The following is a 12965-nucleotide window of genomic DNA, read 5'->3' on the forward strand; positions in this document are numbered from 1 at the left end:
CCGCCCTATCCACGGCGGCGAAGCACGGGATGGCGTGGGTGGGGCGAATCGGCTGCCCTAGCCGATGATTCGCCCGGTGCGGTCGATCGCGACCACGTCGACGAAGCGCGAGCCTTCGAGCTTCTGCGGCCCGAAGTGAACCCGGTATCCGCCCAGATCGACGTTCAGTTCTGTGAGTGCATCCTGGAATCGGGCGCGGCTGAGCGCGTTGCCCCCACCGCCCTTGGCCGCCGCCGACTTGGCCGCCTCGACGGCCACCCGCCCAGCGATGTAGCCTTCGAGGCTGGTGAAGCCCATGCGAGCGCCGCCGCCGAGCGCCACCAGATCTTCCTGGCAACGCTTGACCACGGTGGCCGACACGGTGCCCGGACGAGGCACGACCTGGCTCATGATGACGCTGCGGCCCTTGTTGGCCAGCGCATCGATCAACGACTGCCCGGCAAAGGACGACGAGAAATAGAAGCCGGGGTAGCCGCCAATCACCATGCCCGACATGATGTCGACGATCGGCTGGGCATTGGTGGTGAACAGCACGCAATCCAGGCGCCCGTCCAGCAGCTTGCGCACCTCGGCGTCGAAATTCTTCGCGTTGCGATCGAGCGGGACGCTGACGGCCATGTCCAGCCCGACGGCCTTGAGCGCCTTGGTCATTGCCGCCTGATTGGCGGCCGAGGTGTCCTTCAGGTGGACGTAGCCCAGCCGCTGCATGTTGAAGCTCTTCACGTAGCTGAGCATGCGGTGGTACTCGTCGTCGTAGCCACTGCGGACGTGGTAGGCCATCGTCCACTTGTCGTCGCGGATCCCCATGTTGCCGCTGGCGGTGCCCAGCAACACGACGCGCTGCTCTTCGACGAAGGGCAAGCAGGCTTCCGCGGCGGCGCCACTCGTCAGCCCCACCAGGGCCGTGACGCCGGATTCGACCAACTGCTTGACGTTGGCCTTGCAGCGCTCTTTGTCGCCGCCGTCGTCGAGGGTGACCAGTTCGAAGCGCGGGCCCTTGGGATCGGCCTTGTTCACCGCGTTGAACGCGGCGAGGATGCCATCGCGCACGTCCTTGCCGTACGCGGCCTGTCCGCCGGTCAGCGATGCCGACTGACCGAACTTCACCACCATTGGTTGGGCCCGCAAGGGCGAACTCCAACCTGCAGCAGCCAATGCGGCGCCGCCCACGACCAGATTTCTTCTTTTCACAACAGCCTCTACACCTAGACAGCAACCCCGGATACATCGCTGCGCCTGGCTTTTGGCCAAGGCCGATGCTCAGCGCGAAGGGCCCGCTGGCGACACGCTCGGTAGGACCTGGTGCACCGACCCATCAGCACCCCTGATGTTCGTCGGCCGTTGTGACAGCTCTGCGAGCGTCACCCACGCCCTCTGCGCGTTTCGGGGTCATTGGCAACAAGTGCGCCTCAGTCCCTGGCAGCAGAACCCTCTCACACAAAAAAAAGGGCGCTGACGGCGAGCCGCCAGCGCCTTGAAAGTCAACCAACTCTTGCCCGAAGGCTCGACGCCGGTTGTGGAGGGATTCGGTGCGTGCCCTGACTCTTCTAAGCCTTCTCAGGGTTTAGTACGCGATGCTATGCAATGGGGCCAATCGCTGTCAGGTGCCGTTGTAGGGAAAGTCTTCGGAAGAGAACTCACCCAGGCCAAACAATGCCAACAAGAACTCAAACATCGCGTACTCCTCAACAACGTTCTCGATGGAGTGAATTTCATCAAAGTCAAGCCGCCTTGCCAGCTATCCGGTCGGATAGTTTCGAGGATAGTCTTCTAACCCCGCGCCAGCCTCAGGTGCACCGCGTGTGCGCCCACTCAACCTCTAGGGAGCGATTAGCCCGAGCGAAATCGCCTTGAGCACCGCCATATGCTTCGAGGGAACCTGGAGCTTTGATAACGTTTTCTTCAAGTGGAACTTGACGGTTGGCTCACTGATGCAGAGCTTGTCTCCGACTTCCCAGGCCGTCATACCTTCCTTGGTCCAACGAAGGACCTCCAATTCTCTCTTAGAGAGAGCGGGTGCCTCTTCAACTTCAGTCAGAGGTCCAAGGAATCGGAGTGCGGCGTCTTGGCAGTGAACAGCAAGCATTTGCAGGTCGGCGAGCAGTCGCATGATCCGTTCGTCGTCCGCAGGTAAGTCGCGCTCACGGTCGAGACCTAGCAACAGTTGCTTATTGCCCGGAAGTCGAAGTGCTACCGAAATCCCGGTACGGTAGCCATAGGGTGCTGCGTGTTCCCACAACTCTGGCGCGCCTGCGTCCACGTAGAACTTCTGGTCGTATACGAACGGCACTGGACTGCGACGAAGCTGCGCCATCACTGGATCAATCTTCGCCAAGCTTTTGTCTGAAGCTGATGCAAAGTCGGGAGGCCGATTGCCGATGTACGAGAGGTACTGATGCTGATCTGCGGCGTGTTCAGCCAGCAACACGGCCCCAACGATTGGAAAGTCCATGCCGTGAGCAAAGTCGATCATCCGGCGCCGAAATGTCGCCAAGTCCGGCGCTTGACTGATGTCGAAGTAGTCCTGCAGACGCATACGCGGCCTAGATGATCCCAATTGACTTTCTTGTTCGAACTATCCCAACACTATCCGATTGGACGGCTTGTGGCGACGCCGGAGGCATTGGAGACTCAAGCCTATCGCAACAGGGAGCTTCAGCGAATGAATGCGCGCCTACCGACGATCATCGGCCTCTGGCGGCCGGTGTCCACTTGTGTCAGCCGTTGGGCCCATGACGTCCGCCAGTTTCGTCACATCGGTACCGTCCTCGCCCAGCCCACCATCGACGACGACTGCAAACGTGGTCAAGTGGTGTGGGGCGTGCCCGACACGGATTGTCCGCTTGCGCTGTGCTGGGACTGGGCAGAAGTTCGGGTCGGGGTTGTCGCCCTGGCCAACCCCATGACCGTATTCTCCAACGTCCGGCTGCTCGCCGAAGATGGCGCTCCGCTGAGCCACGGACAAACGTTGCTGGAACTGAACGGCGTGATCCACGAGCTCAACTGGCAACGCCAGTTGTGCGACGAATTGTCTTTTCGACGCTGCCGAGCGAGCAACCAGCGGCAGACGGTCAGGCAGAGCCGAGTGAACGCGGTGCGCAGTCGCTCCAGCGGGGGAGCATCGTTGGGCATGGCGGTGGCCTTGTCCTAGTGCCATGTCGTCACTTGACATGGTGGCTCGCCCATTCACGCAAACGTTTTCGTTGACTCAAACTCCTTTGCCTTGAGCCAGCGGCGCGTCTGCCGCACCACCCACTCCGGATCATCCAGGGGCAAATCGTGCCCCGCCCAGGGATGCACCTTGAGCGGCACATCCCAGGCCCGCGCCAATGCCCGAGAGCACTCGGGGTTCACCAGTCGGTCGCCAGCGGCGGCCATCAAGAGAAGCGGTACGGTCGGCGCCGCCGCCGGGGCGCGAAATCGAGCCGCGGCCAGCACTTGGCGCAAGGCATTGGCGGTCGTGACCGGAGCGTCCCGGTAGATCGAGCTCCAATGCGCCACCACATCGGGCAGGCGGTCAGGTCGCGCACTGGTCAGGCTCAAGACGGCGGCCTCGCGGGCCTCCACATCGCCCCCCGACCACAGCAGACGGCACAGTGCCGGGTAGTTGGTGGGCCTCAGTCGGCGGTAGAAGGGGCTGGATCCCGCCAGGCTGGTGTTGATCAGCACCGCGGACTCCAGCTCGCCCGGGTAGCGTGCGGCCCAGTCGACCGCCACCATGCCGCCCAGCGACATGGCCAGCAGGCGGTATGGCCCAGGCACCGTCTCGCGAACGAGGCGATCTCGCAGCGATTCGGTCATGGCCCGGACGGTGGTGGGGCTGCGCTCGTGGCAACGATCGCCGCTGCCGGGCAGGTCGAGCAAGCACAGCCGTGCCTGGGGCATGGCCCGGCGCCAGTGATCAACGAAATCGCCCCAATGGCGGCGCTCTCGCGTCAGCCCACGCAACAGCACCCAGGTCGTTGGTCGATTCATGCGGCCCCCCGGCGATACCAGCGATCCAGCGCCAGCGCTTGGTGACGCTGCCGGTCCGATTCCGGGGGGCGCCACCGCACGTGGCTGCCCACAGCCCGGCCGATGAAGTCCAGCAGGCTCAAGTGGCGGCGCAGCACCCGCTGCTGCCGGTGGCTGATCAACGGGTTGAAGATGCCGTGGCGCGAAAACACCTGGCGCGGGTTCTTCTTGATCCACAACCACGAGCCCATTTCCAGGGTCAGCGGCAGAAAGACATGCTCCGGGAAGGCCTCGCGAGCCCCCAGGTAGAGGTGGTCCCACAGATCCCCATGGGCCAGGTACTGGCGGCTTTGGGGCTCCATCACGTAGCGGTGATGCAGCAGCGCTTCATCCATCGTCTGGCTCAGGGCATGCAACTCGGGCAGGTGCTCGATGGGCCGGCTGCTGCAGGCCAGCGGAAACCACAATCGATCGTTCATGCCGAAGCCCGAATGGCAGTCCAGCGCAACGCTGAAAGGGCGTGCGCTCAGCCCGGCGCTGGCCGCCTCGCACAAGGCCAGGCTTTCGATCTCCATCGCCGCTCCCCTGGCGCCGCGATACCAGGGCAGCGCGGCGCTGATGCGCTGCCCTCCCACCAGCCACGGCACCGCCTCCCGCGCATCCTGCGGGGCATTGCGCATCAGATCCACGCCGTTCGGGTTGGCCCGTGTGCCGCGCCAGCACCCACCGGGGTTGACCAGCGGCACGAAGAGCATCGTCATCGTCTCCAGTTGCCGATGGAGCGTGTCGTCCCATCGCAGCCGCATCACCAGGCTGCGCAGATAGGCGATGACCACCTCGGCGCCAATGCGCTCCAGGCCGTGTACGCCGCCGAAGTAGCCCACTGCCGGAAATCGGCCCTCCCCGTCGTCTTCACGGCCCAATTGATAGGCATGCACCGGCAGGCGCAGGTCGTCCACCACCACTTCGCACAGCAATCGGCGACGCAGAAACGGCGCGCCCTGCTCGGCCAAGGCATCGAGCTCCGTCAATTCAGGCAATTCGAGGGGGGATCCGAAGGCAGGCCGGTCCATCGTCGTGGGGCCGCGCTGGACCGCGGCCTGGATCGAAACGCATCAGGTTAGCGGCCGCATGTGCCATCAATGTGTCATGCGGCGGCACTACGGTATCGGCCAACTCCTGCCTCGTTGGCGACACCTGTCGCCCACCCGCCGATGCACACCCTTCGCCGCTGGATCACCCACCCCGTGCTGGCCTTGGTGGCCACCTTGTTGGCGGGCGTGTTCGAGACGCTGGCGCTGGCCCGCTCGCGCGGCGCGTCGAGGCTACGCTCGCTGCGCTGAAGCCCGATACCCCTACCCCGGTCCACTCGAGCCGTCATGGCACTGGACAGGGCGCAGCCTTGCCTCCATCATCTGCAAGAAGGATCCGGCGCCCAACGGTCACTGCGCGCCCCATAAGGATTCGCAGGGAGGTTGACCATGATGCGAAGCGCGCGCCCGCATGCGTGGGGGGCGAGCCATGACGACGCGTTACGAGACTGCACTGCCCCTCTAGCGGCACGGGACGGGCGCACCGTCAGTGCAAATCGATTGCAAAAGGTTGGCCTATGGCTCGCAGCAGTGCCGGCCTGAGCCACGCCGACAGCGTCCCTGCCGTCGCCGCAGGCCGTCGCGCCCTCATGGGCGTCATCGTCATCTATGCGCTCAGCGCGGCGGTCTGGCTGCTCGGCTCGGAATGGCTGCTGCCACGTCTCACCCAAGACGCCGCCATCCAATCCCGACTCGATCAACTCACCCGAGGCCTGTTCGTGGCGGCCAGCGCGTGGGGCCTCTATCTGGGTTTGCGGACGGCACCCGAGCGCGCAGGATCTTCGGCCCAGCGCCAGGCCAAGCTGTCTCGCACACTGAGCCGTGCCCAGCGGTGGCTGTGGGCGGGCGCCGTGGCTTGTCTGGTGGCGCTGGGCACCGGGGCCGTCGCCTACAACCTGCGGCTTGGCCGCGAGCAGGCGTCGCAGCAGTTGCAGTCGCTGACCGACGTGCGCGCCGCGCAGGTGTCGGATTGGCTCGGCTGGCACGTCAGCGCCGCTCAGTACCTTCTCGACGACGCAGAGTTTCGGGACCTGGGCGACGCCTGGCAGCGACGCGGTGATGCATCGGCGCGTGACGAGCTGATGCGGCGGCTGGCCCGCTTCGCGCAGAACATGGGCGCCCGCCGCGTTCTGCTGCTGGACACCCAGGCGCGGATCGTCGCGGGCGAAAACCCGGCTGGCCCAAGCACCGCGCCGACACCGTTGCACGACGCCGCGCTGCGGGCGCTCCAACGGCGGCAGGTGGAGCGCACGTCGCTGTACTTCATCGACGAGGCCACCACCCGTGCGAGGCTGGACATCGTCGTTCCGCTGGTGGGCGATGCGGGTCAGGCGCCCACGCTGCTGGCCGTGCTGCGGATCCAGCCCCAGGACCAGCTGTATCCCATGCTGCGCTACGGCCCTGCGCCGGGGGCCGCGGCCCCCAGCCTGCTGTGGCGCCGCGAGGCTGGCGGCCAAGCCACCGGGTGGGGCGCCCCCGAAGCCGAGGTGCCGCAAAGCTGGCCGCTGCAGGACGCGGGCGGCTTGATCCCCCGGCTGCTGCGGGAAGACGTGGCCAGCGCCGGCCTGCCCGTCGAGGGCCTGGACGCCCACGGCCAAACCGCGCTGGGCGCGGCGCGTGCAGTGCACGGCACCGATTGGGTGGTCGTGACCACCCAGGCCCGTGCCGAGATCGATGCTCGCGCCTGGCGCGAGGCCTGGTGGATCGGCGGCGCCTGCCTGCTCGCCGCATTCATGGTGGGCTCGGCGTTCTACTTCCAACGGCAACGCGAAACGCTTGCGCTGATGCATCAGGAACGAAGCCTGATGGCCGAGCGGCTGCAGGCCACGGCCCTGTTGACCGCCGTCGCGGACGCCTCCAGCGACGCCATCTTCGCCAAGGATCGTGAGGGCCGCTACCTGCTGTTCAACCGTGCCGCCGAGCGCCTGACCGGACGCCAGCCCGGCCAAGCCCTGGGCCACGACGATCATCAACTGATGCCGGGCGACGTGTCGCGCCGCATCATGGCCAACGACGCCGAGGTGATGGCCCGAGGCGAGATCCTGACCTTCGAGGAGACCGTCACCACGACCAGGGGCCCGCGCATCTTCCAGTCCACCAAAGGGCCCTTGCGGAACGACACCGGCGAAGTCGTCGGCCTGTTTGGCATCTCTCGCGACGTGACCGACCAGCGCCGCGCCGAGACCGCCCTGCGCGACAGCGAGCTGCGCAACCGCACGTTGCTCGAAGCCCTGGTGGACGGCGTGTTCGTGGCGCAAGACCTGAAGTTCGTCTTCGCGAACCCGGCCTTGCCGAGGATGCTGGGCTACACGATGGACGAGTTCGTCGGCCTGCCCTTCGAAGCCGTGGTCGATCCCGAGTTCCTGCCGGTGTGGACGCAACGGTTTCTGGCACGCGTATCGGGCGGGCCCGAGCCGCCACGCGACTATGAGGTGCGGTGGCTTCGCAAGGACGGCACACCGATCTGGATGGGCCTGCGCGCCAACCGCCTGAAGTTTCAGGACAGGCCCGCCGTGCTGGGCATCATCAGCGACGTGACCGAGCGCCGGATAACGGCGCAAGCCTTGGCGGATTCGGCCGACCTGGTGCGGGCGGTGGAAGACTCGGTGCTCGATCACATGGCCGTGCTCGATGCCGACGGACGCATCGTCGCCGTCAATGCAGCCTGGCGCCAGCACGCGCAACAAGGCGGCGTGCCGCTGGCAGGGGGCCTGCAGGTGATCGCCGTGGACGACAACTACCCGGCGACGCTGGAGGGCCAGCCACGATTCAGCGGCCGCGAAGCGCACACGGCCGCCGCGGGCGTGCGCGCCATTCTGGCGGGTGACAGCGAACAGTTCAGCAGCGAATTCGCCTGCCTGGTGGGCACGGTGCCGCGCTGGTTCGCGATGCGCGCCACCCCGCTGCGGGGCCGCTCGGGCGGCGCGGTGGTGATGCATTCGGACATCAGCGAGCGCAAACGCATCGAACAAGCCATGAACGACAGCGAGCGGCTGTACCGCTCGATGGTGACCGCCCTGAGCGAAGGCGTGATGACCTTCGACACCAAGGCTCGGCTGCTGGCCAGCAACCCAGCCGCCGAACGCTTGCTGGGTGTGTCGGCCGAAGAGGCACGCGAAGGCCGCTGGCATTGGCGGCAGTTGGAACTGTCGGACGCCGATGGCCGCCCTCTGCCAGACCACGCCTTGCCGTTCGCGCAGGTACTGGCCTCCGGGCGCGGCGTGAAGGGCGTGGTGCTGGGCGCACGTCACCGCAGCGGTGCCCGGCTGTGGGTGCAGACGAACGCCGAGCCGGTGGCCAGCCCGGATGGCCTGGGCATCGCCAGCGTGGTGATCTCGTTCACCGACATCACCAGCCGCCACGCCACCGAGCAATCGCTGCGGAAACTCTCGATGGCCGTGGAGCAAAGCACCGCCAGCATCGTGATCACCGGTGTCGATGGCCAGGTGGAGTACGCGAACGAAGCCTTCTGCAGCGCCCACCGCATCGCCCGAGACGACGTGCTGTCGCACTCGCTCGATGAATTGCAGCCCCACCGCGGCCCGGCCGATCGGCTGGCCGACATGCATGCAGCGCTCGCTTCGGGGGAAGCGTGGAGCGGCGAGTTCACCGACCAGCGGCCCCACGGCGCGGTCTATGTCGAGCAAGTCCGCGCGGCCCCCATCAGGCAGGCCGATGGCCGGGTGACGCACCACCTGTTCGTCGGCGAGGACATCACCGAGCACCAGCGCCAGGGCGCCGAGCTCGAACGCTACCGCGCCCACCTGGAAGAGCTGGTCGCCGAGCGCACCCGTGCGCTCGGCCAGGCCGAGGCTTTCACTCGGCTGATCGCCGACAACATCCCCGGCTTCGTGGCTTACTGGGACAAGGACCTGTGCTGCCGCTTCGCCAACCAGGCCTTGGCCGATTTCGTCGGCCGCCGTCCGGATCAGCTCATCGACCTGCCCATGCAAGAGCTGCTGGCGCACCGCGAGTACGCGGATGTGCGACCGCATGTCGAGGCCGTTCTGGCCGGCGAGACCCAGCGTTTCGAGCGGATGATCCGCGGCGCCGGCAACCGGGCCACGATCAGCTGGGTGCACCTGGTGCCTGATCGGCGCAACGGCGAGGTACAGGGCTTCTTCGTGCTGATCACCGACATCGGCGAAATCAAGCAGGCCCAGGCCCAGCTCGAGTCGCTGAACAACGCGCTCACCGAAGCGCGAGACAAGGCCGATGCCGCCAACCGGGCCAAGAGCGCCTTCCTGGCGAACATGAGCCATGAGATACGCACGCCGATGAACGCCATCATCGGCCTGACCCACCTGCTGCAGCGCGACCTGCCCACACCGCAGGCGCAGGAGCGCCTGGGCAAGCTGGCCGGCGCCGCGCAACATCTGCTGGAGGTGATCAACGACATCCTCGACCTGTCGAAGATCGAATCAGGCAAGCTGGTGCTCGAAGAGCAGCCCGTCGCGCTGCACGACCTGCTCGGCCGTTGCTGCGACCTGGTGGCCGAGCGCGCCCGGGACAAAGGCGTGGAACTGGTCATCGCCCTGGGCCGCGTGCCCGCCGAAGTGCGAGGTGATGCCACCCGGCTGTCGCAGGCGCTGCTCAACCTGCTGAGCAACGCGGTCAAGTTCACGGATGCCGGCTCGGTGTGTCTGAGTGCCGAGCTGCTCGCTGCCGATGCCGAAGCCCTCACCGTGCGATTCGCCGTCACCGACAGCGGCGTGGGCATCCCGCCCGAGGCGCGCGACCGGCTGTTCCAGGTGTTCGAGCAGGGCGACAGCTCGACGACGCGGCGCTACGGCGGCACCGGCCTCGGCCTGGCCATCACCCGCCGGCTGGTGGAAATGATGGGCGGCGACATCGGGGTCGAGAGCGCGCCGGGGCGAGGAAGCCGATTCTGGTTCACCGCCCAATTGCGCGCCGGCCCCATGACGCGCGGCTCACTCACCGACGCAGCGCTGGAAGGGCGAAGGGTGCTGCTGGTCGACGACCTGGATCTGGCCCGCGAGGCCGTGGCCGAGATGCTCGGGCGGCAAGGCCTGGAGGTGAGCCCGTGTTCCGACGGCCCTTCGGCCTGCCAACAGGCCGCCGAGGCGCGCTCGGCCGGCATGCCGCACGATCTGTGGATCATCGATGCCGGCATGCCACCGCCGGCCGGTGCCGCGCTGTTGGCACGGTTGCGGCAGGCGCCCGGCGCGGCCGCCACACCCGCCCTGCTGCTGAGCAACGACGGCGCGGCCGCCTCGGACCTGGAGGCCGCCGCCGCCGGCTTCTCTGGGGTGCTGCCCAAGCCGGTGACGCCTGCGCGCCTGCGGCAGGCGATCACCCAAGCGCTGGGGTTGGGCGCCGCCGCACGCGCCAGCCCCAGCCCGGCACTGGCCACCGGCCCCCGCGAGCACCTGGCGGCCCGCCATCAAGGTGCTCGCATCCTGCTGGCCGAAGACAACGCGGTGAACCAAGACGTGGCGCGCCAGATTCTCGAACTGGCGGGGCTGGAGGTGGACATCGCCGAAGACGGTGCCCAGGCCCTGCGCATGCTGCAAGAGAAAGACTACGCACTGGTGCTGATGGACATGCAGATGCCGGTGATGGATGGCCTGCAGGCCACCCGGGCAATACGGCATCACCCGCGATGGGTGCGGCTGCCCGTCATTGCGATGACGGCCAACGCCCTCGGCGAAGACCGCGAGCTGTGCCTGCAGGCCGGCATGAACGACCACGTGGCCAAGCCGGTGAACCCGGACCGGCTCTACGCCACGCTGCTGCACTGGCTGGACTCGGCCGCCCTGCGCGCGCGCGAAAGCCAAGGCGCGCTGCATTGAGGCCCGTTGCCTCGATGGCCAGGCCTCGTACGCCCGCTGCGTGAACAGGCCTCAAGCAAACTCGTAGTCGGCCATGTCGCCGCGGCGCAGGCCCCGCACGTATTCGCGGGTGTAGCCCGGAAACAGCGCCACCACGCGACCGTTGCTGTCCATGCGGTACCAGCTGCGGCACTGGGCCCAGACCGAGCCGGCCAGACGCCGCTGCAGCTCATCGTTGTGCTGCCGGAAGATCGCCTCCCGCACCTGGACCCACCGGTGCCTTCCCGAGCGCACGGCCTGCATGCAGGCGATGGCGTGGTCGACGCCGGGCTCGATGAACAGCAGCGTGGAGGTGTGGCCCGTGGCCGTGTTCGGCCCCAGCATCAAGAAGAAGTTGGGAAAGCCCGGCACGGTGATGCCGCGGTAGGCCGCAGGGCCCTCGGCCCAGGCCTGGCGCAGCGTGCGCCCGCCCAGGCCGGTGACCGAGAGTGATGCCAGCAGGTGCACCGTGTCGAACCCGGTGGCGCACACCAGCGTGTCGATCGGCCGCTCGCGGCCATCGTCGGTGACGATGCCCGTTGGCGTGATGCGGCGGATGGGATCGGTGACGAGCTCGACGTTGGGCCGCGTGAGTGCCGGGTAGAAGTCGTTCGAATAGATGATGCGCTTGCAGCCCAGGGGATAAGGTGGCCGCAGCATCTCGCGCAGCCGCGGGTCGGCCACCTGCCGCTGCAGGTGGCGGGCGGCCGTGGCCAGCATGGCGCGCCGTGCGAAGGTTCCCTCGTCGAAGCCTCGGCGCCCCATTTCGAGGGCCGCGACCCAGGCCGCCCGCACCACCCGCGCCCAGACGGGCTGCCGCGCGAGCCAGCGGTCGACGCCGTTGTAGCGCCGATCCAGCCGCGGCATGACCCAATTCGCGGTGCGCTGGAACACATGAAGGCGCTCAGCCTGGCGTGCGATCGGCGCCACCAGCTGAGAGGCCGTCGAACCGGTGCCGATCACGGCCACGCGCTGGCCGGAGAGATCGGCATTCACCTCCCATCGGGCCGAGTGCAGGCGCCGCCCGGTGAAGCGATCGAGGCCGTCGATGTCAGGCCAGCGGGGTTGGCTCAGCGGGCCGGTGCTGCAGACGAAGAAGCGGGCATCCAGGCGCTCGCCCTGCTCGGTGGCGATCTGCCATCGGCCGCGGTCGGTATCGAACATGGCGTGCACCACACGCTCACCGAAGCGGATGTGTGGCAGCACGCCGAAGCGCTCGGCCACTTTCTGCATGTAGGCCTGGATCTCCGGGGCCGACGCGAAGCGGCGCTGCCAGTCCGGGTTCGGGGCGAAGGAAAACGAATAGACCGGCGCCGGCACATCCACGTGGGCCCCGGGGTAGCGGTTGTCCCACCACGTACCCCCGAGTCCGGGTTGCTTCTCCAGGATGACAAGGTCCTCGATGCCGGCCCGGCGCAGTTGGACCGCCATGCACAGGCCGGACATGCCTGCTCCGAGGATCACCACCTCGTGGCGCGTGACACCCCCGCGCGTCATCGGGCGGCGCGCTTGCGTCGAGATCGGCGGGGTGGGCGCGCCGGCTGATCAGGCATCGGCCGCATCAAGCGACGAGGGCGTAGTTTCAGTGGCCCCGGCGGGCTTCACGAGGGTGACCGGCACTGGGGAGTTGTGCACCAGCGCCTGCGACACCGAGCCCTGCAGCGCAGAGCGAAGAGCGCCACCGCCGTGCGAGCCCATCACCACCGCGTCGCAGCTTTCGCTTTCGATCAGGTCCAGTAGCGCGTGCGCCGGGTCGCCGGTGACCAGCACTTCGGTCGCGTCTATGCCCGCTTCGCGCAACAGCGCCTCGGCCGTCTGCAGGGCATGCTGACCGGCCGCCTCGGCGATCTCGCCCAACACCTTCGGATCGGGCGCGCGCATCCACTCGTAGAGATTCGCCGGTGGCTGCACATTGGCCAGGACCAACTCGGCCCGCAACCCGTTCTGGATCAGGTGAATGGCGTGGCGCAGCGCGACCAGTGAGAGCTCGGAGCCGTCGATCGGCAGCAGGATCTTCATGGCAGTCGCCTCCTCGTGCTGCCCATCGTGCCGCCAACCGCGGCCTCGCGCAAGGCCGGCACCCCGGCCC

The 12965-nt window shown here is 67.4% G+C and carries 9 protein-coding genes; 3 read left to right on the top strand and 6 right to left on the bottom strand.

The annotated features are described in order from the left end of the window. Positions 1-57 precede the first annotated feature (57 nt). Entirely contained in the window at positions 58-1128 is a 1071-nt protein-coding gene (locus tag AACH06_RS22355) for an ABC transporter substrate-binding protein (RefSeq protein WP_341427998.1), read from the bottom strand. Positions 1129-1819: 691 nt separating this feature from the next. Then, the gene (locus tag AACH06_RS22360) at positions 1820-2536 is read right to left on the bottom strand and encodes a LuxR C-terminal-related transcriptional regulator (protein ID WP_341427999.1); all 717 of its coding nucleotides are present in this window, start codon (positions 2534-2536) and stop codon (positions 1820-1822) included. A gap of 30 nt (positions 2537-2566) precedes the next feature. On the opposite strand from AACH06_RS22360, the gene AACH06_RS22365 reads away from it, so the two are divergent. Continuing rightward, complete coding sequence (locus AACH06_RS22365; protein WP_341428000.1) at positions 2567-3151, top strand: hypothetical protein; 585 nt, start codon at positions 2567-2569, stop codon at positions 3149-3151. A gap of 35 nt (positions 3152-3186) precedes the next feature. Here the strand turns inward: AACH06_RS22365 and AACH06_RS22370 are convergent, their stop codons facing one another. After that, the gene (locus tag AACH06_RS22370) at positions 3187-3975 is read right to left on the bottom strand and encodes an alpha/beta fold hydrolase (protein ID WP_341428001.1); all 789 of its coding nucleotides are present in this window, start codon (positions 3973-3975) and stop codon (positions 3187-3189) included. After that, positions 3972-5027 carry a M14 family zinc carboxypeptidase gene (locus AACH06_RS22375; protein WP_341428002.1) on the bottom strand — a complete coding sequence of 352 codons (1056 nt, stop codon included), beginning with the start codon at positions 5025-5027 and terminating at the stop codon, positions 3972-3974. The genes AACH06_RS22370 and AACH06_RS22375 overlap by 4 nt, the downstream gene beginning before the upstream one ends. A 141-nt stretch (positions 5028-5168) precedes the next feature. Between AACH06_RS22375 and AACH06_RS22380 the strand changes: the two genes are divergently transcribed. Together AACH06_RS22380 and AACH06_RS22385 are read left to right on the top strand one after the other, a co-directional pair. Then, a complete protein-coding gene (locus AACH06_RS22380; RefSeq protein ID WP_341428003.1) occupies positions 5169-5297 on the top strand; it encodes a hypothetical protein in 129 nt (42 codons plus the stop codon). Positions 5298-5563: 266 nt separating this feature from the next. Then, complete coding sequence (locus tag AACH06_RS22385; protein WP_341428004.1) at positions 5564-10858, top strand: PAS domain-containing protein; 5295 nt, start codon at positions 5564-5566, stop codon at positions 10856-10858. Between the two features lie 51 nt (positions 10859-10909). Here the strand turns inward: AACH06_RS22385 and AACH06_RS22390 are convergent, their stop codons facing one another. Both AACH06_RS22390 and AACH06_RS22395 read right to left on the bottom strand, forming a co-directional pair. Beyond that, positions 10910-12373: a flavin-containing monooxygenase gene (locus tag AACH06_RS22390; protein WP_341428005.1), complete on the bottom strand. Its 1464-nt coding sequence runs from the start codon at positions 12371-12373 to the stop codon at positions 10910-10912. A 48-nt stretch (positions 12374-12421) separates the two neighbouring features. Further along, positions 12422-12895, bottom strand: coding sequence for a universal stress protein (locus tag AACH06_RS22395; protein WP_341428006.1), 474 nt, complete (start codon positions 12893-12895; stop codon positions 12422-12424). Positions 12896-12965 lie beyond the last annotated feature (70 nt).

This window comes from Ideonella lacteola, assembly GCF_038066555.1.
In the GTDB taxonomy this organism is placed as follows: Bacteria; Pseudomonadota; Gammaproteobacteria; order Burkholderiales; family Burkholderiaceae_C; genus Ideonella; species Ideonella lacteola.

Coding starts and splice junctions, on each gene's coding strand:
- AACH06_RS22360 (WP_341427999.1), bottom strand. CDS start 2,536: ATGCGTCTGCAGGACTACTTCGACATCAGTCAAGCGCCGGACTTGGCG.
- AACH06_RS22370 (WP_341428001.1), bottom strand. CDS start 3,975: ATGAATCGACCAACGACCTGGGTGCTGTTGCGTGGGCTGACGCGAGAG.
- AACH06_RS22375 (WP_341428002.1), bottom strand. CDS start 5,027: ATGGACCGGCCTGCCTTCGGATCCCCCCTCGAATTGCCTGAATTGACG.
- AACH06_RS22380 (WP_341428003.1), top strand. CDS start 5,169: ATGCACACCCTTCGCCGCTGGATCACCCACCCCGTGCTGGCCTTGGTG.
- AACH06_RS22385 (WP_341428004.1), top strand. CDS start 5,564: ATGGCTCGCAGCAGTGCCGGCCTGAGCCACGCCGACAGCGTCCCTGCC.
- AACH06_RS22390 (WP_341428005.1), bottom strand. CDS start 12,373: ATGACGCGCGGGGGTGTCACGCGCCACGAGGTGGTGATCCTCGGAGCA.
- AACH06_RS22395 (WP_341428006.1), bottom strand. CDS start 12,895: ATGAAGATCCTGCTGCCGATCGACGGCTCCGAGCTCTCACTGGTCGCG.